The following is an 18,638-nucleotide window of genomic DNA, read 5'->3' as shown; positions in this document are numbered from 1 at the left end:
TTTGCATACGTGAGGAGAACCAAGGAGCAGGCGGCGGAAACCGGTCGCCAGATCTTGCAGGCGGCGGAGACCCTGTTTCTGGACAAGGGCTACGACAATGTCAGCCTGGAGGAAATCGCTGCTCTTTCCGGCGTGACCCGCGGTGCGATCCATTGGCATTTCAAGAACAAGCACGGGCTTCTGCTCGCCCTCAGGAACGAGGCGCAGGAACCGTTCAGGCGATTTGCCGACGAGCTTTCCGAGGACAGCCGTTCCGCTTCCATTGAAAAACTCGGTGACATCATTACCGATACCTTCAGGCAGCTCGAGCAGGATCCCCGTCAGCGAGGTCTGCTGCGGGTGATGATGCGGCTTGATATCGTTCTGGCGGAAAAAGATGAGACCGCACAGAATGCGTTTGCCGAAGAAATGCACGAGCTGCTCGTGCGCATATTCACGGCGGTCGAGCGAAATCCCGGGATGGTAAAGCCATGGACACCGGAGAAGGCGGCGTCCATGCTTTATGCGGCCATGGGCGGGCTCGTAACAGAATGGGCTCTGAGGAAGGGGGTCTTTACACTTTCCCAGGATGGAAGCCTCCTGGTCACCACCCTGCTGGCCGGACTTCAGCAAAAACCCTCAGGTCGAAACTGAATCATTCCTGAAACATCACGGACCACGCATGGGGTGCGCTGATAAGGAAAGATAACAGTTCAAATTTACAAACGTTTTGTATGTATGTATAAAGGTCATGCAGCAGCGATCCGGTCGGGATGACCGGTACAATCCCGAATGCAGGCCGGTTACCACTGGAGGAGGCGTCTGCCGAAAATGATGCAGGATGGGGAATATGTTTCGTGCCAGTCGCTTCCAATCCACCGCGATCCGGCCCTTTCCACAGGTCACGGAGACCTCGCGCCCGATGCGCCTTCGATAGAAATGGTTCTGACGTGTCGTCCCCCACAGTCAGGGCCTGTGATGTCCGCAGTGCTCATTGCCGGACATCCGACGGGGCACGTTCTTCCCCACCAGCGTGCCCCGTCGTTCTTTTCGCAACTTCGCCGTTTAATCCGCAGGGGAGGGGAGACCGGTCCGAACCGTTTCAAAAAACCGTCGGATTGGCTAAGGGTAGTCGCTCTTGGCGTCATTCTCGTTGATTTTGCCCTGTTATGCTTCGCCAACAGGTTCCTGGGCCGAAATTTCGAGGGTTATCTTCCAGGCATCGGGCCAATGCTGGGCGGTCTGCTCTTCGCGATCATCATCATGCGGCTTGCGCGCCCCGCATCTTATCCAGACTGGATTGTTATCGGCGCCCTGCAGGCGGTGATGGGATCTATGGTCTGTGTCGACGAAGGCCTGCAGTCGCCCGTCGGTTTCCTGCTTTTCTGCTGTCTTTTTTTCGGTCTTTCGCTGTTGCGGCTCTGGGTAGGGGAAACGATCCGTCCCCGCCGGGGGGCTGCATCGCTGCTTGCGGGCGGCTTGACCAGCCTGTTCTTTGTCGCGTGGCTGGTCACCGACCGCGGCCTTGGTCTTGGAGCCGGGCCGGACATCATTCTGGCGGCGGATCTCCTGGTGGCGGGTTTCACGATGGTGTCGTTCGGATTTTCCCTGCGCTCTGAAAAGGATCCTTCCTAGAGGTTCACTCTGCCCAGCCGAAGCGGCTGCGTGTCAGAAGTTGCTCGAAACAAGACCCGGTTTGCCTGAGAATATGGTTGCTGGAATGTCTCGTAGATTGTGTGGTCCGTGCAGCAGCAAAGCCCTTGATGCACCCCGGCCAGTGTAAGGATTATAGATCCCGTACCGCTGGATGACCGTCCGCCAATTAAGCGCGCTGACTTAAGCTGGAAGTTTATTTAAATAAAGTGATCCTTGTTTAAATAGCGGAAAGACCCCGTATTCAGGCTAGGCCTGATTCCGCTTCAGATTTGTGCGGCGGGCGGCTCGTCGAATCTCCGCTAATGTGCGGATATTATCGAACTTAATCTCCGCGTCAGTTCCACATATCCATTGCGACAGAGACCCGATGCATTTTCCCGTACGGCATTTTGTGGGCAGAGAAAACAAAATGTCTTTGGTTCATTCCTTCAACTGCGTGAAGCAAGACGTCTACTGGCGCAGGAGTGGCGCCTCAAGTTGTCTATCAAATTAACGAGCTCACATGGGACCCGCTGAGAACGTCAGCGTCTGGAACAACGGTTCACATCTCATCAAGGCGAAGACGACTGATCGCATGTGCTTAAGTATGTCTGTGTTGTATATCCCATTGACATATCCCGCACGAGGAGCTACATAGGCTACGTCGTTATCGATGTAATTGGGAGGTATGCAGATGGAGCAGGGCGCAGTATTCCAGAGCAACCGGAGCCAGGCAATACGTTTGCCAAAGGCGGTTGCTTTGCCCGATGACGTAAAGCGTGTCGATATCGTTGCGGTGGGACGCACTCGCATCATTGCACCAGCTGGTGAGATCTGGGACAGTTGGTTTGAAGGGGCGGAGGCGACGTCCGATTTTATGATTGAGCGTGACCAGGCTGCTTCGCAGGAGCGCGAGGCATTCTGATGCTGAAGTACATGCTGGATACCAACATCTGCATTTTTACGATCAAGAATCGACCTCAGCAAGTGCGCGATGCGTTCAATCGCTCACATGATCAGCTTTGCATCAGTTCGGTCAGCCTGATGGAATTGATTTACGGAGCGGAAAAGTCAGCCAGTCCAGAAAAGAACCTTTCCGTTGTGGAGGGCTTCGCGGCGCGCCTCGAGGTGCTCCCATACGATGAATTCGCAGCAAGCCATACGGGTCAATTGCGAGCCGAACTGGCGCGCAGTGGAACTCCGATCGGTCCATATGATCAGTTGATTGCTGGACACGCGCGCTCGCGCGGACTGATTATGGTTACCAATAATCGCCGTGAATTTGACCGCGTACCCGGATTACGAGTGGAAGACTGGGCTGCTTAGTTTCAAATATTGATCACCTGCCGGATTTCCGTAAGCATCCAACCACCGGGTCGTCGCACCGTACCCCATCAACTGCGCCGTCTGCGGCTTCGTCGATTCAACGAAATGAACGTTCAAAAATTCAAACCCGATCAAGGCCACGCTCCGCGATGCGAACATGCGGAGATGCGGAAATGCTGCGTCCCGTTTCCATTTCGCGTTGTGCCACTCAATCTCATCTTGGTGTTGACTGAAAACCTCTTGTGGCGGTGTGGAGCGGATCGCTCCGAAATGAAAAAGTGGGCAAATTCGCGCGATAATCAACATAGCTGCACGACATGAAGAAGCACGAGTAGCCTCGACGAACACCCAGACCGCGCAGCCGACTCGTCCCCACCGTCAGGTCCGCAGTTTGGGGCCTTTCGGCGGAGAAAAGTGCGACATCACGGCTTCCTTATATAGCAAGAGTCCGCCGTGGGCGTTGGGTGCCCACCAGATCCCGCGCGACCCGAACCACAGAAATGGAGGAACCTTACGAGCATTCAAGACAACGTCCAGATCGTGAAGGACGTCTTTGCCGCAATGGGCAATGACGATCAGCAAGGGCTGCCGGTGCTGTCTGCCGAAGATAGCGAGCGAATCATCCCGGTTAACTCGCCGCTGGCATGAACGCACCGCGGCGGGCATCCGGGATTGCAATACCTGCTTCAGACGGCCTTTGCGGAGATGGAAACTTCGTTTCCTGAGCGCGAGCCGCTGCCACCGTCCGCGTTACAAGCGCAGCGTTGAAAAACGCAGGGACCACCGAACCCTGTTGCCTGACCAACAGACACTTCACGACATAATCAAACCGCCATCGACATTGATCGTCTGTCCGGTGATATAGGCGGCGTCTTCGGATGCCAGGAACGCCACGAGTGCCGCGACTTCGGCGGGCGTGCCGGCGCGGCGCATCGGAATGTTGCGCACCCACTCGGCCATCAGCTCGCCGGGCTTGTAATCGCCGAGCATCTGGCCCCAGACGCGGTCGTTGTAATCCCACATTTCGGTATGAATGATGCCGGGGCAAATGGCGTTGACGGTGATGCCTTCCGGTGCGAGTTCCTTGGCAAGGCTCTGGGTGAGGCCGACAACGCCGAATTTGGACGCGGCGTAATGCGGCGTGTAGATGAACCCCTGTCGGGCCTGGCCGGAAGCTGTGTTGACAAGGCGGCCTTTGATGCCGCTTGCACGGAAGCGGCGGATCGCCTCCTGACAGCAGAGGAACGCCCCCTTGGTGTTGACGTCAAGATTTAGATCCCATTGCTCCTGCGTCAGATCTTCGATCCTGGAAATGGTGATGACGCCAGCATTCTGAATGGAGACGGAAAGTGCCCCGACGGCATCTTCAGCAGCACCATAGGCGTCACGAACGGCTGCCGCATCCCGCACATCGAGTATGACGCCATGGGTGATCGATCCGGTCTCATCGGCCAGTTTCTTCGCGGTATCCTGTGTGTCCTTGTCGACAGAGGCGATGGCGACTTTCGCACCTTCCTCGGCAAAACGGCGGGCGATGCCGTAACCGATGCCCTTATTGCCTCCAGTCACGAATACGGATTGACCCTCAAAACGCCTCATATCTTCTCCTTACGGGATAATGGCCATGTTTATGTGCCGACCAGTCGTTCGGCGGTGAATTTGTCGGTGACGAGCACGTCGATCACGCCGGTTCTGAGCGCACCGGCGATCGCTTCGGTCTTTTTCGAGCCCCCCGCGAGCGCGATGACGCGGTCGACATTCGAGAGGTTCTCCAGCGGCAATCCGATGACCCGGTCGTCCAGCGGCGTCTTGACCGGCTTGCCTTGCCTGTCGAAGAACCTCAGCGATATGTCGCCGACCGCGCCCGCCTGTGCGAGATCGGCAAGCTCCTTGGCGGAGAAGATATTGCCGGAGCGGGCGAGAAGCTCCGACGGCTCGACAGCGCCGACGCCAACGATGGCGAGTGTGATTGAACCGAAAAGATCGATGGTTTCGCGTACAAAAGGATCAGCCAGCATCAAAAGCTTCGCCTCGCGCGAGGTGGCGACGCCCGGCACGAGCAGCAGTTTCGGTTCGGCCTCCGTCAGTCGCGCGAGACGGGTAGTGATCTGGGTGGCGTGCGTCTGCACGGAGGGATCACCCATGCCCCCCAGGGTCTGGACGATATAACGCGCTTTTGCACCTTTCAGAGGGTGGATGTTTTCCACCATCTTAAAGATTGTCTGGCTCCAGCTGGAAACACCGATGATCTCGTTCTGCGATAGCGTCACCTCGAGAAAATGCGCCGCCGCCTCACCGATACGGGCCATGATGGCGCCGTCGCGATCCTCGCTGCAATCTACGACGATGGCTTCCGGAAGATCGAAACGCTCGCGTAGCTGCGCTTCCAGATCGCCATAGGTGCCGGGCGGCGGAATGATGCTGGTGCGGACGATGCCTTCCGCTTCGGCACGCTTCAACATGCGCGACACGGTTGCCTGCGACAGATTGAGATGCTGCGCGATTTCCGCCTGTCGCTTGTGCTCGCTGAAATACATCTGCGCCACGCGGGATATCATCCGAAGTTCGTTTAGCCTGCCCATAAGCCCTCCATGGTGAATTTTTATTCACCATTACCCGAGGTTACAGGCAAGGTCGAGCGTGCAATCGCGTCGCGCCAGATCCCGAGCCCCCGCCTGCTGTCACCGCCTGACGGCGCTATGACGTTGCCCTGGTTGTTCAGCGCCGCGATTGCATCGAGATCGCTCCAGACACCGAGTTCGAGACCCGCGAGATAGGCGGCGCCGAGCGCCGATGCTTCCGGCGCGTCGTGCTGGATGACAGGATGTTCCAGCATGTCTGCGACGCATTGCATCAGGAAGCGGTTCTGGCTTGGACCACCATCCACGAACAGTCGCCCAAAACCGGTTGGCGATTGCGCGCGCATGGTCGCGAAGACGTCACGAACCTGGAGGGCGATGGAATCGGTAACGGCGCGGGCCATCTGCGCGCGGGTGGTGCTGAAATTGATCTGTGAAAACAGCGCCCGTGCGTCCGAATCCCAATAGGGCGCACCAAGGCCGACAAAGGCCGGCACGAAACCGGGGCCGTCTGGCTCGGCAGTGGCGGCAAGTTCGACAAGCGCGGCGACATCAGGCAGGCCGAGGATTTCCGTCATCCATGGCAGCGAGGCGGCGGATACGAGAATATTGCCTTCGAAAGCGAAAGTCGGCCTTCCGCCAAGCCGCCAGGCGACCGTGGTCGTGATACCGCGTTCAGGCGCGATGAAATGGGGCAGGGTCGTCATGACCGAGGAGCCGGTGCCGAAGGTCACCTTGCCGTCGCCGGGATAAAAAGCGCCGTGGCCGAAGAGAGCCGCATGGCTGTCGCCGATGGCTGCGAGAAGCGGTGTGCCGTCCTTGATGCCGGGAACGCCAAGCGTCACGCCGAAATCGCCACTGCTGTCGCGCAGTTCCGGTAATGCGTCGATATCGACGCCGAAGAGTTCGCAAAGCTCCTCGCTCCAGACCTGTCGGTTGAGATCGAGCACCTGGCTGCGGGCGGCATTGGAGGCATCGCAGGCATGCACTTTGCCGCCTGTGAAACAATGGATGAGCCAGCTATCGATCGTGCCGAGGCGGAGCTTGCGGCCCTTTGGCGCGCGCTCCAGCAGCCAGCGCATCTTCGCACCGGGAAACATCGGGTCGATCGGCAGACCGGTCAATGCCATGACGCGGTCGGAATGTCCCCTGCCGATCAGGTCGGCGCAGTCCTGCGCCGTGCGACGGCATTGCCAGCTTAGGACCGGGCCGAGCGGCTCGCCTGTTTCGCCGTCCCAGATCGTCACGGATTCGCGCTGATTGGAAATGGCGACGGCCTCGACATTGACGTCAGAGGGCGCGGCCAGAAGGCAGGCGGAAATCGCTTCACGAACCGAGGCCCAGATGCGGTTCGGGTCCTGTTCCACCCATCCGGGCTGCGGATAGGCGATCCCGACAGGTGACGAACCGCGCGCCAGCAACTCCCCGGTTTCCGCGACGAGAATGGCCTTGGAATTGGTGGTGCCCTGATCGATGGACAGAATTGCGCGCATCACTTGAGTTCTTTCGTCGGCGGCGGTCATTTTCGCACAATTTCTTTGCCCCAGCCTTAGGCGGTTCAAAGAAAAAACGTCTGCTTTACTGAAAAAGGGTGTCGCCGCGCATCCGAAGACACGCGACGACCCTGGGAGGAGACTTATTTTCGCTTGATCAGCGCTTCAGCCGCGTCAGCGATGGCGGCGGGCGCCATGCCGAATTCGTCGAGCAGCCATTCGGCTGAACCGGTTTGAGCGAAGACGCCGGGAACGCCGAGCCGCTTCATCGGCACGGGCGCCTGATCGACCACGACTTCGGCGATGGCTGAACCGAGACCACCGAAGATTGAATGTTCCTCGGCCGTCAGGATCGCGCCGGTTTCATTGGCCGCCGCGACAATGGCCGCCTCGTCGATTGGGCGAACGGTGGCCATGTTCAGCACGCGTGCCTTGACGCCACGGCTCGCGAGAATATCGGCGGCCTTGACGATACGGTGCGTCAGCGTGCCGTTGGCGATCAGCGTCAGGTCGGAGCCCTCGCGCAGCAGATTGGCGCGGCCTGGTATGAAAACGTGGTCTTCCGGCAGAAGGTCCGGCACGCCGATGCGCGACAGGCGCAGGAAGCACGGGCCGGCATACTCTGCCGCCCACTTGACGGCGGCAGCCGTTTCGACGCGATCGCAGGGGGCGATGACAGGCAGGTTCGGCAGAACGCGGGTCCAGGCGAAGTCCTCGATGGAATGATGCGTCGGCCCGAGTTCACCATAGGCCATGCCCGAGGAGATGCCGATGAGTTTCACATTGGCATTCGAATAGGCAAGGTCGGCCTTGATCTGCTCCAGCGCGCGGCCGGTGAGGAAGCAGGATGCGCCACAGACGAAGGGCAACTGGCCGCCATTCGCAAGGCCAGCGCCGACGCCGACCATGTTCTGTTCGGCAATACCGACATTGACGAGGCGCTCGGGGAATTTCGACTTGAAGCCGCCGAGTTTCGAAGAGCCGACCGAATCGTTGCAGACAGCAACTACTTTGTCGTTGACGGCTGCCAGCGCCTCCAGCGTTTCCGCGAAGGCGTCGCGGCAATCATGGAGTTTGGCGACGGTTACGGGCGCGTTCATCACAATGCCTCCGAAAGTTCTTTGACGGCGATTTCGTATTGTTCCCTGCTTGGGACCCTATGGTGCCAGTCGACGCGGTCCTGCATGAAGGAGATGCCATGACCCTTGTTGGTATGGGCGACGATGCAATGCGGACGATCGCCGCGATGCTCCAGCGCCGGGACCACTTCTGCCATGACGTTGCCGTTGATTTCGCTCACCTCCCAGCCGAAAGCCTCAAGCTTGGGGCGCAACGGCGCGACATCGTTGGTGTCGGCAATGGCAGCGCCCTGCTGGAAACGGTTATGATCGATGATCAGCGTCAGATTGGTGAGACCAAATTGCGCCGCCGCCATGATGGCTTCCCAGTTGGAGCCTTCCTGCATCTCGCCGTCGCCAGTCATCACATAGGTATGATAATCCGCGCCGGAAAGCTTGGCCGCTTTCGCCATACCGACGGCAACGGGAAGCCCGTGGCCGAGGGGACCGGTGTTGGTTTCGACACCTGGAACCTTGTTACAGTTCGGATGGCCGTTAAGGCGGGAATTCGGCTGCAGGAAGGTCGAGATTTCTTCCTCCGGAATGAAGCCGCGCTTGGCCAAGGTCACATAAAGCGCGCAGGCCGTGTGTCCCTTCGAAAGCACGAAACGGTCGCGGGCCGGGTTCTTCGGCTCGTCTGGCCAGATGCGCAGAACGCGGAAATAGAGGGCGGTCATGATGTCGATGGCGGACATTTCGCCGCCGATGTGGCCCGCGCCCGCTTCAAAAACAGCCTGGACGTCGCGCAGGCGGATCTGGCGCGCAATGCGCTCTAGCTCTTTGGGCTGCATGGAATCCTCTTCAAAACATGCGTGTGAATATTTATGCATATGTTTATATAATTGCAGATATGGGGTTTCTGTCAAGCCGGAATTGCTGATTGTTGATGGCCATGGCGGGAGCGTCTCACTGTAAACGCCCTATTGACAAGCTTCTCTCAGGTGGATTATGCATGTTTCACCGTATATGAATAATTATTCTAATCGGTTTAAAAAATGCAAGACAGTCATCGGGAGGAGCCATGTCCGCGCTAGAACGCAATGAGGGGGTCAATCACGCCAGGAGCCCCCTTGCCTGGCTGAGCGGCGCGACGGGGCCTCTTTTGGGCCTGATGCTGCTGTGCGTGTTTTTGACTTTCGCCAGCGAGAACTTCCTGTCACTCAGGAACGGGCTGAACATTCTCGACCAGATTACCGTTCTCGGGATTATGGCCGTCGGAATGACCTTTGTGATCCTGCTCGGCGGCATCGATTTGTCTGTCGGCTCGGTTCTGGCGCTTTCAATGATGATCATGGGCTGGACGGCCAACGTTGCCGGGATGCCTATGGGCATGGCGATTGCGCTGGCGCTCGTCGCTTCGGCGGCCTGTGGCCTCGTCGTCGGCATTCTCGTCACCGCCTTCCGGGTGCCGGCCTTTATCGCCACGCTTGCCATGATGTCGGTGGCGCGCGGCCTTGCCAATATGATTACCGACGGCCAGCAGATCGTCGGTTTTCCCGACTGGTTCATGATGCTGGCGATCGACCGCCATTTCGGCGTCCTGACGGCCACAGTGCTTCTGATGCTGGTCGTCGTGCTGATTTCCTGGGCGTTCCTGCGGTTCCGTTCGGAAGGCCGTACGGTCTATGCCGTGGGCGGTAACCCGGAGGTTTCGCGTCTCGCCGGCATCAACGTGCCGCTGGTCACGATATGTGTTTACGTCGCCTGCGCGGTTCTTGCGGGCCTGGCCGGCATCGTGCTGGCGGCGCGTCTCGACTCGGTGCAGCCGTCGAGCGGTTTCGGTTACGAGCTGGATACGATTGCGGCCGTCGTGATTGGCGGGACATCACTGTCGGGCGGTGCGGGTGGTATCGGCGGAACCCTGATCGGCGTGCTGATCATCGGCGTGCTGCGTAACGGCCTCAATCTCCTGAACGTCTCTCCCTTTCTGCAGCAGGTCATCATCGGTGTGGTCATCGTGCTGGCCGTGGGCGCCGAAACCCTGCGTCGCCGCAGAAGCTGAGTTTGCCTGCAGACGGCGATCCGCCGCCCGCGCAATAAACGATCCTCCCGACACGGGAGGCGTGAAAAACGGCCGGAGGGGAGGAGGTCTGCCCGAAGGTCAAAAATCAACAAATGGAGGAATAATCATGAAACTTTCGCGCATTCTGCTGACATCCGCCGCCCTTCTCGCCATGTCGCTCGGCTCGGCCAACGCCGCCGAAGTCAAGAAGATCGGTCTCGCCGTCGCCAATCTGCAGGCGAACTTCTTCAACCAGATCAAGCAGGCCGTCGAAGCCGAAGCCAAGACGCGCGGCATTGCCGTCGTCACCGTCGACGCCAAGGGCGACGGCCCGACTCAGGTGAACCAGATTCAGGATCTGCTGACCCAGAACATCGACGCGCTGATTTATATCCCGGCCGGGGCTGCTGCCGCGACCGTTCCGGTGAAGCTTGCCAAGGCCGCCGGCGTGCCGGTCATCAACATTGACCGCAATGCCGACGGCGCGCCTGGTGACACCTTCCTCGCTACCGATTCCGTCGCATCGGCCAGGTCGGTGTGCGACTACATCATCAAGCAGGCAGGCGGCGCAGGCAAGATGGTTATCATCCATGGCCAGAAGGGTACGACGCCGGAAGTCGATCGCACCAAGGGCTGCATGGAATCGGTCAAGGCCAATTCGGGCGTGAAGATCGTCGCTGAACAATGGTCCAGCATGTGGAGCCAGGACGAAGGCTTCCAGATCATGCAGAACATGCTGCAGGCCAATCCCGATGTCTCCATCGTCTTCGCGCAGGCCGATGGTCTGGCGCTTGGCGCGGCCCAGGCGATCAAGGTCGCCAACCCCTCGCAGAAGATCGTCGTCGGCGGCTTCGATGGTGATACGGCGGCCCTTGAAGCACTCAAGAACGGCGTCTTCGACGTGACCGCGACGCAGCAGACCCAGAAGATGGGCCGCACGGCTGTCGAGATGGCTGTCAAGATTGTTGGAGGCGAGAAGGTTCCGGCCGTGCAACTGAGCGATGCGACGCTGACGACCAAGGAAAATGTCGCAGGCTTTATCGCCAACCATCCGTAATCCGACGCCCCCGCGCATCCGGCCGGAGGCGCGGGGGCCTTTCTGATTTATCATTACGCAATTTCGGACGCAAAGCCGTGGCCTATGTCCGCTGCGACTGCTTCCCCAGGAGGTCCCGTCATGCGCGAGCCGGTTCTTTCGCTCCGTGGCATCAGCAAACGTTACGGTCCGCTAGAGGTTCTGAAAAACGTCGATCTCGACGTCTATCCAGGCGAGGTGGTGGCGTTGCTAGGCGAGAACGGCGCGGGCAAATCCACGCTTTCCGGTATCATCGCCGGTTCCCGCGAGCCGTCCGAAGGCTGGATGACATGGCTTGGTCAACCTTATGCACCGACATCTCCGCGCGAGGCGATCGACAAGGGCATCGTGCTCATCCATCAGGAACTGAAGCTTTTGCCGGAACTTTCGATCGCCGAAAACGTGTTCATCGGTCGCTGGCTGATGAAAAACGGCGTTGTCGACCGCGCCGAGATGGTGCGAAGGGCCCAGCAGCAGCTGGCGCGGCTCAACCTGCATATTCCCGCCACCCGGAAAGTGGCGGGCCTTTCAACTGCGAACCAGCAGTTGATCGAGATCGCCAAGGCGCTGGCGCTGGACGCGAAGCTTCTTATCCTCGACGAGCCGACTGCTGCATTGGGTGGCGCGGAAACGCAGGCGCTGTTCGAGCAGGTGCGCAAACTGCGCGCCGAGGGCGTGGGCATCGTCTATATTTCCCACCGTATGGAAGAAATCAGACAGATTACTGACCGCATCGTCGTGCTGCGCGACGGCGAGCGCGTGCATGAGTTTGCCGACAGCGCGACGCCGGTACGCACCATCGTCGAAAGCATGGTCGGCCGCTCGCTGGAGCGCCTGTTCCCGGCATTGCCCGAACCTCAGGAAAAAACGGTGCTTGAGGTCAAGGGGCTGACTGGCACGGGCAATTCTTTCCGAGACATCAGCTTCGGCGTCCGTGCCGGTGAAATCCTCGGCATTGCCGGTCTGATCGGCGCCGGCCGCACCGAACTGGTGCGCGCGATCGCAGGCGCCGACCCAACGAGCGCTGGTGAGATTCTGCTCGACGGCAAGATCCTGACGCTGAAAAGCCCGGCGGACGCCATCGCGAAAGGCATCGTCATGGTGCCGGAAGACCGCAAGCTGCAGGGGCTGGTGGTGGAGCACGAGATCGGTGAAAACCTGATCTACGCCAATCTCGACCGTCTCGGCACCGGCTGGATCACACCCGGCATCAAGCGCGCTTTCACAAGGGAGGCAATCGCCAGATTCGGGGTGAAGGGCCGCAGCGAACAGGCTGCATCCGATCTTTCCGGCGGCAACCAGCAAAAGGTGGTCATCGCCAAATGGCTTGCCCGCAGCCCGCGGGTGGTGGTGCTGGACGAGCCGACGCGCGGCATCGATGTCGGCGCGCGGGCTGGCATCTACGATATCATCGTCGGTCTGGCGAAAGACGGTGTGGCCGTCATCGTCGTCAGTTCCGATCTCGAAGAGGTACTGGGCGTCTCCAACCGTATCCTCGTGCTTGCGCAGGGAAAACAGGCCGGCATCCTCAACCGTGACGAAGCAAACGACGTGTCGGTCATGGAACTGGCAACCATCTGAAGAAGGAAATACCGATGTCCACCATCACGCTCAACGCGCCGAAACTGTTCGATCTCTCCGGCCAGGTGGCGCTTGTCACCGGCGCCGGCTCCGGTATCGGCCAGCGGATCGCCATGGGGCTTGCCCAGTCCGGCGCCGATGTCGCGCTTCTCGACCGTCGCACCGATGACGGTCTGGCGCAGACAGCCGACTTCATTGCCAGGGCAGGGCGCAAGTCGATTCAGATCGCCGCCGACGTTACCAGCAAGCAGGCGTTGACCGACGCGGTTGCCCGCACTGAGGCCGAGCTGGGAGCGCTTTCTCTCGCCGTCAATGCGGCCGGCATTGCCAATGCAAATCCGGCGGAGGAGATGGAGGAAAGCCAGTTCCAGACGATGATGGACATCAACCTGAAGGGCGTTTTCCTGTCGTGCCAGGCGGAAGCCAACGCCATGTTGAAAAACGGACGTGGCGCGATCGTCAACATCGCCTCCATGTCCGGTGTCATCGTCAACCGCGGTCTGATGCAGTGCCATTACAATGCTTCGAAGGCGGGCGTCATCCACATGTCCAAATCCATGGCGATGGAATGGGTAGGCCGCGGTATCCGCGTCAACACCATCTCGCCGGGTTATACGGCGACGCCGATGAATACGCGGCCGGAAATGGTGCACCAGACCAAGCTCTTCGAAGAGCAGACACCGATGCAGCGTATGGCGGGTGTCAACGAGATGGTCGGCCCGGCGATCTTCCTGCTGTCCGATGCTGCGAGCTTCGTGACGGGCGTCGACCTGTTGGTCGACGGTGGTTTCTGCTGCTGGTAGGGTTTGCGGTCCTGGCGCGGGACCGTCGAGATTCATTGTTGCATCGACCAAACGGTCGGGATCAGCCAGCGTTTCATCATCCTCGGACTTGATCCGGGGATCCATGGTCACCCCGCATTGTGGGTCTTCGGGTCAGGCCGGATGATAAGGTCGAGTTTGTGGCTTACGCCCGGCTTGCACCGAGCGCTTTTGGTCGCGTCGTCGGCCTCATGCATGCACCACCGCCCATTAAACGGCTTCGGCAACCGCCGGCCGGCGGCTGCCGAAATATGGCTTACTCAAGATCGGTATCGTCGGACGGCAGCGACTCGCGGATCTGATCGATCTTTCCGACTTCGGTTCCCACGCCGAGGATGGACTTGGCCTCGTCGAGCGTCGCATCCGTCACGACACCGCTTTTGCTAAAACCTGCAAGCGCTTCCCGCAGAGCTTCGTCACTCAGTTGCGGATCGGTCGGGACCGCATCGACACCGTATTCCGCCTCGAACTGAGCGTAGGCCAGCGCATACGCAGCAACTGCCGTCATGCGGGGATCACTCGTATTGAGGTAGGCGCGATAGTTGCGGTTGAGAGAGCGCAGGCCGGGTGAAACCGCCCTGGTCTTGTCAACGGACGCTTTAGACGCCTTGGCGCTGGAGGCTTTCCCACGTGGGGCTTCCCGCGATGATCTGCCGCGTTCTTCCGCTTTGCCGGACGTGGATTTGCCGGAGGAGGATTTACCGTTGTCGCCGCCATGATTTCCTCCGCCACCATTGCCGCCGCCATTACCGCCACCGCCACCATTGCCTTCGCCACCCTTCGCAAAAGCAGGGGCTGCAAACCCGGTAATGCCGGCAGTTGCGGGTATGACCGCCAGGCTCAGTGCCAGAACGCTCCGGACGATGGTGTTGTTCATAGCCATTTGAATCTCCTTGATTTCCTCGCCGGCTCGTCTTGCATTGGGCGCACGAACCGTTCCCGCGAAATTAGCCGCCGCCCGGTTGTGGCGCTACCGTCCCCCGTCCGATTCCGCCTCTGTACGGACCTAAGTCCGAGGTTTGGCCCGTTCAAAGGTCCGGAAGTGCCGGTGCTTCGTGCTAAAACACGGGGGCCGTCTTGCCACGCCTGTCCTGCTCCCCTAGAATCTAAAGATAATTTCGCCGCATCTTCCGGCAACCCACTCGAGTCTCCGGTGCGCATCAGCAATCTCATCTTCCGCTGGAACTCCCAATCGCTTGCCGTGCAGTTCGTCAGCATTGGGGGCGCTGTTTCGGTGTGTGCAATGGCGCTGGTCGGCGCCTTCGTTTCAGACCGCGTCGAGGATACTGTAACCAGCAACGCAGCCGCGACGACGGCACTCTACGTTGACAGCGTGGTTGCGCCTCTGCTGCCGGACATGCAGAGCAGTGAAGTGCTTGACGATGCTTCGGCGCGCGCGCTGGACGAGACGCTGGGGCAAGGGGCGCTTGGCAACCGCCTCCTGGTGTTCCGCCTCTGGCGCTCTGACGGGAAGGTACTGTACGCGAACGATCACGCCGTCACAGGAACCAGACACCCCCTCAACGAGATGCTCAAGACGGCCTTCTCCGGCCAGATGGCTGCGCAGTTCGTGGCCACGGGTGACGAAAGTGTGCAAACTGAGCCGGCGCGGCCTGTTCTGAAAATTTATAATCCCGTTCTGCAACCGTGGTCCGGACAGGTTGTGGCAGTTTCGGAATTCCATGAGGACGCCGGTGAATTCCAGCAGAGTCTCCTCCGAACGAGGCTGCACACGTGGTTCGCCGTTGCCGCCTTTACATTCACCTTCTTCATTCTGTTGTCCGCGATCGTTCTTCGCGGCAGCAGGACGATCGAACGCCAGCGTCACGCCGAGAAGCAACGTGTGGAGCAACTTTCGGAATCGTTATCGCAGAACGAGGCGCTGCGGGGCCGCGTACAGCGTGCCACACGGCGCGCGACGGCGCTAAATGAGGGATATCTGCGCCGGATCGGCGCAGATCTGCATGATGGCCCAGCCCAGCTTCTCGCTTATGCTGCGTTGCGTCTCGACAGCGAAGCCCTGCGAAAATCATCCACTCCTGAGGCGACGCGGGAAAACGAAATCGCCGCGATCAAAACCAGTCTCGACGAAGCCATGCAGGAAATCCGGACAATCTGCAGCGGCCTCGTCCTGCCACAGATTGAGGGCGCAAGCCTGCCGGATATTCTCCAGCAGAGCATCCGTGCCCACCAATTGCGGACTGGAACGACCGTGGAGCTGTCGCTGTCGGCACCGCCCGAACATCTTTCGCCTGCCGCCAAGATCTGTATCTATCGCTTTGTGCAGGAAGGCCTGAACAATGCCTGCCGCCATGCCGGGGGAGCCGGACAGGCGGTTTCCCAACGCGCTGAGGACGGCCTCATCATCGTCGAAGTGGCCGACCGCGGGACTGGCTTCGACCCCTCACGCGTAGGCCCGGCCAGCCTCGGTCTTGCAGGATTGCGTGAACGGGTTGAGAGTCTGGGCGGAACGTTCGAAATCATGTCGTCGCGAACCGGCACTGTCCTGCGCATGACGACAAGCATCGAGGAAACGAAATAGGATGAGTACGAAGATACGGGTCGCGGTCGTGGACGACCATCCTCTGTTCCGGAATGGGGTGACAAAGAGCCTGTCGGAAATCGACGGATTCGAGATCGCAGCCGAAGGCAGTTCCGGCGAAGATGCGGTCCGCATTGCAGCAACACTGCGACCGGACGTATTGTTGATGGATATTTCAATGCCGGGCGGTGGCCTCGACTCCATCCCAGCCATTCTGAACGTTGCACCTTCGCAGAAGATCGTCATGCTGACGGTCTCGGAGACGAGCGAAGACGTCGTTACGGCGCTCGAACGCGGCGCCGTGGGCTATGTTCTGAAGGGAGTGGGCGCACGAACACTTGCCGATGCCATCCGCACGGTCGCTGCGGGGGAAGGCTATGTTGCACCGACCCTGTCGGCGCGACTGATTTCCGCAGGCACCCAGAGGACGCCCGGCAAGCCGGCGCTCATCGCAAGCCTGACGCCGCGGGAAATGCAGGTTCTGGAACTGGTTGCTGTAGGCATGAGCAACAAGCATGTGGCAATCGAGCTCGATCTGCAGGAGAAGACCGTCAAGCATCATATGACGCAAATCCTCACCAAACTCGGCGTGACCAACCGCACGGAAGCCGCGATGACGCTGCGCGATGCACGTAAAACCTGAAGGCTACTGCAACAGTGCCTCGATCCTGCGTCGATCGGAGGCCGTCGCTGCCCGGTTGACGATTGTGCGACCGCGTCCGTCCCTCATTATGTAGCGCCCCCCCAGAACGGTTTCCGTAATCCCGTGTTTGTGGCGGACACCGATTGCCGGAAGAGAGGGATCATCATCGATGGCGTTCTTTTTTGTCGTGGTTCCCGACGGCTGGTTTTCTTTGCCATTGGAACGGGACTCGCCACCTTTTCCGCTGTTACCTCCCCCATTCCCACCGCCGTTTCCGCCACCGCCACCGTTTCCACCGCCATTGCCGCCGCCATTCTTGGCATTCGCTTCAGCCAGAAAGACAGCAATACCAGAGGAGGAGGCATCGAATTTAACAGGAGCAACGACAGCTGCGAGCGTAACGATCATCCCGCAAGAGAGAGCAAAAGACATTCGGCGCATGATGACGAGGGTATCTTTCAATGTGATATGTCCAGGGTCCGGCTCTTGCGCATTTTCCGTGCCACAAGCTTATACAACCAGTTTTACATGAGTGGTCACCGCATGTCTTCCGTCATGTCCCTCGCAGGACGTTTCTCTGCCGTTCTTCAGACATTCGTCCAGTCGATGCCAGCCTATGGTCTGCACGCGCAATAACCACCGCAACCGGCGCGCTGCATACTGCAGCCGCGCAATCCGATGCCTGGAATCGTCAGCGGGCGACTCCAGGGTTGATCGGGAGCCTCACGTACATTGTCTTTCTAATTTCCGCACGGCTCCAGGCAACGCGTGCCATCGACCTTAGCCCGCTATCGGCGGACTGAGCCGCGCGAAGCCCTCTTGCCTCCGGTAAGGGAAGTGAGGATACGGTGCGGTGACGGCGCTGGCCTCATCCAGCTTTGCTACCTGTTCGGGCGTCAGGTTCCAGCCGACAGCATCGAGATTCTGGCGAAGCTGTTCCTCGTTGCGTGCGCCGATGATGACAGACGAAACGGTCGGGCGTTGCAGCAGCCAGTTGAGCGCGACCTGGGGGACCGTCTTGCCGGTTTCTTGTGCCACGGCATCGAGCGCATCGACAACACGATAAAGATGTTCGTCCTCTACTGGCGGACCGAAGCTGGCGGTTTCGTGTAGACGGCTGCCTTCGGGCAGTGGCATGCCGCGTCGGATTTTTCCGGTCAGGCGTCCCCAGCCGAGCGGGCTCCACACCATTGCGCCAACGCCTTGATCCTCACCAAACGGCATGAGGTCCCATTCGTAGTCGCGCCCGACCAGCGAGTAATAAACCTGATTGACGACATAGCGCGGCCAGCCGTAGCGGTCGGCGACGGCCAGCGACTTCATGATCTGCCAGCCGGAGAAGTTGGACACGCCAGTATAGCGAACCTTGCCGGCGCGAACGAGCGTGTCGAGTGTCGAAAGCACTTCCTCGACTGGCGTACCGGCATCGAAGGCGTGAAGTTGCAGGACATCGATGTAGTCCGTCTGAAGGCGGCGCAACGCATCCTCGACGGCCCGGATCAACCGGAAGCGCGATGAACCCCCGTCGTTCGGGCCGTCGCCCATCTGCAGACTGGTCTTGGTCGAGATCAGCACCGCGCCTCGCCGCCCCTTGATCGCCTCGCCAAGCACTTCCTCCGAAGCGCCGTCAGAATAGACGTCTGCTGTGTCGAACAGGTTGACACCGGCCTCAAGGCAGATGTCCACGAGGCGTCTTGCTTCCGTAGCGTCCGAAGTGCCCCAATTGCTGAACAGCGGGCCGGAGCCGCCGAAGGTGCCTGCGCCGAAGCTGAGAACCGGCACTTTGAGGCCTGATTTGCCGAGCGGTCGATAATCCATGATATGTTCCTGTCGTTTGTTCGAGG

Annotated in this window: 18 protein-coding genes; 11 read left to right on the top strand and 7 right to left on the bottom strand. The window is 59.7% G+C overall.

Going from position 1 to position 18,638, the window contains the following annotated elements:
• The first annotated feature begins 9 nt into the window (after positions 1 to 9).
• The 4 genes from QSK43_RS19685 (at position 10) to vapC (ending at position 2,940) form a co-directional block, all read left to right on the top strand.
• The gene (locus tag QSK43_RS19685) at positions 10 to 633 is read left to right on the top strand and encodes a TetR/AcrR family transcriptional regulator (RefSeq protein WP_332304867.1); all 624 of its coding nucleotides are present in this window, start codon (positions 10 to 12) and stop codon (positions 631 to 633) included.
• A 576-nt stretch (positions 634 to 1,209) separates the two neighbouring features.
• Positions 1,210 to 1,614 (top strand): hypothetical protein, encoded by a 405-nt coding sequence (locus QSK43_RS19680; RefSeq protein ID WP_332304866.1) that lies wholly within the window; start codon positions 1,210 to 1,212, stop codon positions 1,612 to 1,614.
• A 694-nt stretch (positions 1,615 to 2,308) separates the two neighbouring features.
• Positions 2,309 to 2,539, top strand: coding sequence for a type II toxin-antitoxin system VapB family antitoxin (gene vapB, locus QSK43_RS19675; RefSeq protein ID WP_332304865.1), 231 nt, complete (start codon positions 2,309 to 2,311; stop codon positions 2,537 to 2,539).
• A complete protein-coding gene (gene vapC / locus QSK43_RS19670) occupies positions 2,539 to 2,940 on the top strand; it encodes a type II toxin-antitoxin system tRNA(fMet)-specific endonuclease VapC (protein ID WP_332304864.1) in 402 nt (133 codons plus the stop codon). Before vapB ends, vapC begins: the two co-directional genes overlap by 1 nt.
• A gap of 813 nt (positions 2,941 to 3,753) precedes the next feature.
• Here vapC and QSK43_RS19665 read toward each other — a convergent pair.
• The 5 genes from QSK43_RS19665 to QSK43_RS19645 all read right to left on the bottom strand — a co-directional run bounded on the left by QSK43_RS19665 (position 3,754) and on the right by QSK43_RS19645 (position 8,921).
• Positions 3,754 to 4,539 (bottom strand): SDR family oxidoreductase, encoded by a 786-nt coding sequence (locus tag QSK43_RS19665; RefSeq protein WP_332304863.1) that lies wholly within the window; start codon positions 4,537 to 4,539, stop codon positions 3,754 to 3,756.
• 29 nt (positions 4,540 to 4,568) lie between these two features.
• Positions 4,569 to 5,522: a sugar-binding transcriptional regulator gene (locus QSK43_RS19660; RefSeq protein WP_045020319.1), complete on the bottom strand. Its 954-nt coding sequence runs from the start codon at positions 5,520 to 5,522 to the stop codon at positions 4,569 to 4,571.
• Positions 5,523 to 5,542: 20 nt separating this feature from the next.
• Positions 5,543 to 7,012 (bottom strand): FGGY family carbohydrate kinase, encoded by a 1,470-nt coding sequence (locus tag QSK43_RS19655; protein ID WP_332304862.1) that lies wholly within the window; start codon positions 7,010 to 7,012, stop codon positions 5,543 to 5,545.
• Between the two features lie 143 nt (positions 7,013 to 7,155).
• Positions 7,156 to 8,112, bottom strand: a complete 957-nt coding sequence (locus QSK43_RS19650; RefSeq protein WP_332304861.1) for a transketolase family protein — start codon at positions 8,110 to 8,112, stop codon at positions 7,156 to 7,158.
• Positions 8,112 to 8,921 (bottom strand): transketolase, encoded by an 810-nt coding sequence (locus QSK43_RS19645; RefSeq protein ID WP_332304860.1) that lies wholly within the window; start codon positions 8,919 to 8,921, stop codon positions 8,112 to 8,114. Before QSK43_RS19645 ends, QSK43_RS19650 begins: the two co-directional genes overlap by 1 nt.
• A gap of 230 nt (positions 8,922 to 9,151) precedes the next feature.
• Between QSK43_RS19645 and QSK43_RS19640 the strand changes: the two genes are divergently transcribed.
• From QSK43_RS19640 to QSK43_RS19625, 4 genes are all read left to right on the top strand, one after another.
• A complete protein-coding gene (locus QSK43_RS19640; protein WP_332304859.1) occupies positions 9,152 to 10,132 on the top strand; it encodes an ABC transporter permease in 981 nt (326 codons plus the stop codon).
• 127 nt (positions 10,133 to 10,259) lie between these two features.
• Positions 10,260 to 11,189, top strand: coding sequence for a sugar ABC transporter substrate-binding protein (locus tag QSK43_RS19635; RefSeq protein ID WP_045020314.1), 930 nt, complete (start codon positions 10,260 to 10,262; stop codon positions 11,187 to 11,189).
• A gap of 120 nt (positions 11,190 to 11,309) precedes the next feature.
• The gene (locus QSK43_RS19630) at positions 11,310 to 12,788 is read left to right on the top strand and encodes a sugar ABC transporter ATP-binding protein (RefSeq protein ID WP_332304858.1); all 1,479 of its coding nucleotides are present in this window, start codon (positions 11,310 to 11,312) and stop codon (positions 12,786 to 12,788) included.
• Between the two features lie 14 nt (positions 12,789 to 12,802).
• Entirely contained in the window at positions 12,803 to 13,591 is a 789-nt protein-coding gene (locus QSK43_RS19625) for an SDR family oxidoreductase (protein WP_332304857.1), read from the top strand.
• Positions 13,592 to 13,865: 274 nt separating this feature from the next.
• On the opposite strand, the gene QSK43_RS19620 is transcribed toward QSK43_RS19625, so the two are convergent.
• Positions 13,866 to 14,492, bottom strand: coding sequence for a hypothetical protein (locus QSK43_RS19620; RefSeq protein WP_332304856.1), 627 nt, complete (start codon positions 14,490 to 14,492; stop codon positions 13,866 to 13,868).
• Positions 14,493 to 14,762: 270 nt separating this feature from the next.
• Between QSK43_RS19620 and QSK43_RS19615 the strand changes: the two genes are divergently transcribed.
• The 3 genes from QSK43_RS19615 (at position 14,763) to QSK43_RS19605 (ending at position 17,430) form a co-directional block, all read left to right on the top strand.
• Positions 14,763 to 16,151 carry a sensor histidine kinase gene (locus QSK43_RS19615; RefSeq protein ID WP_332304945.1) on the top strand — a complete coding sequence of 463 codons (1,389 nt, stop codon included), beginning with the start codon at positions 14,763 to 14,765 and terminating at the stop codon, positions 16,149 to 16,151.
• A 1-nt stretch (position 16,152) separates the two neighbouring features.
• Complete coding sequence (locus QSK43_RS19610) at positions 16,153 to 16,794, top strand: response regulator transcription factor (RefSeq protein WP_332304855.1); 642 nt, start codon at positions 16,153 to 16,155, stop codon at positions 16,792 to 16,794.
• Positions 16,795 to 16,917: 123 nt separating this feature from the next.
• Positions 16,918 to 17,430 (top strand): hypothetical protein, encoded by a 513-nt coding sequence (locus tag QSK43_RS19605; protein WP_332304854.1) that lies wholly within the window; start codon positions 16,918 to 16,920, stop codon positions 17,428 to 17,430.
• 144 nt (positions 17,431 to 17,574) lie between these two features.
• On the opposite strand, the gene QSK43_RS19600 is transcribed toward QSK43_RS19605, so the two are convergent.
• Positions 17,575 to 18,612 carry an aldo/keto reductase gene (locus QSK43_RS19600; RefSeq protein ID WP_332304853.1) on the bottom strand — a complete coding sequence of 346 codons (1,038 nt, stop codon included), beginning with the start codon at positions 18,610 to 18,612 and terminating at the stop codon, positions 17,575 to 17,577.
• Positions 18,613 to 18,638: the final 26 nt, after the last annotated feature.

The organism is Rhizobium sp. GR12, assembly GCF_036596185.1.
Lineage (GTDB): Bacteria > Pseudomonadota > Alphaproteobacteria > Rhizobiales > Rhizobiaceae > Agrobacterium > Agrobacterium nepotum.
This window is presented reverse-complemented; position numbering and strand designations above follow the sequence as displayed.

Excerpts from the sequence above, each read along its gene's own strand:
- QSK43_RS19680 (WP_332304866.1), top strand. The coding sequence starts at position 1,210 with ATGCTGGGCGGTCTGCTCTTCGCGATCATCATCATGCGGCTTGCGCGC.
- vapB (WP_332304865.1), top strand. The coding sequence starts at position 2,309 with ATGGAGCAGGGCGCAGTATTCCAGAGCAACCGGAGCCAGGCAATACGT.
- vapC (WP_332304864.1), top strand. The coding sequence starts at position 2,539 with ATGCTGAAGTACATGCTGGATACCAACATCTGCATTTTTACGATCAAG.
- QSK43_RS19665 (WP_332304863.1), bottom strand. The coding sequence starts at position 4,539 with ATGAGGCGTTTTGAGGGTCAATCCGTATTCGTGACTGGAGGCAATAAG.
- QSK43_RS19660 (WP_045020319.1), bottom strand. The coding sequence starts at position 5,522 with ATGGGCAGGCTAAACGAACTTCGGATGATATCCCGCGTGGCGCAGATG.
- QSK43_RS19655 (WP_332304862.1), bottom strand. The coding sequence starts at position 7,012 with ATGCGCGCAATTCTGTCCATCGATCAGGGCACCACCAATTCCAAGGCC.
- QSK43_RS19650 (WP_332304861.1), bottom strand. The coding sequence starts at position 8,112 with ATGAACGCGCCCGTAACCGTCGCCAAACTCCATGATTGCCGCGACGCC.
- QSK43_RS19645 (WP_332304860.1), bottom strand. The coding sequence starts at position 8,921 with ATGCAGCCCAAAGAGCTAGAGCGCATTGCGCGCCAGATCCGCCTGCGC.
- QSK43_RS19640 (WP_332304859.1), top strand. The coding sequence starts at position 9,152 with ATGTCCGCGCTAGAACGCAATGAGGGGGTCAATCACGCCAGGAGCCCC.
- QSK43_RS19635 (WP_045020314.1), top strand. The coding sequence starts at position 10,260 with ATGAAACTTTCGCGCATTCTGCTGACATCCGCCGCCCTTCTCGCCATG.
- QSK43_RS19630 (WP_332304858.1), top strand. The coding sequence starts at position 11,310 with ATGCGCGAGCCGGTTCTTTCGCTCCGTGGCATCAGCAAACGTTACGGT.
- QSK43_RS19625 (WP_332304857.1), top strand. The coding sequence starts at position 12,803 with ATGTCCACCATCACGCTCAACGCGCCGAAACTGTTCGATCTCTCCGGC.
- QSK43_RS19620 (WP_332304856.1), bottom strand. The coding sequence starts at position 14,492 with ATGGCTATGAACAACACCATCGTCCGGAGCGTTCTGGCACTGAGCCTG.
- QSK43_RS19610 (WP_332304855.1), top strand. The coding sequence starts at position 16,153 with ATGAGTACGAAGATACGGGTCGCGGTCGTGGACGACCATCCTCTGTTC.
- QSK43_RS19600 (WP_332304853.1), bottom strand. The coding sequence starts at position 18,612 with ATGGATTATCGACCGCTCGGCAAATCAGGCCTCAAAGTGCCGGTTCTC.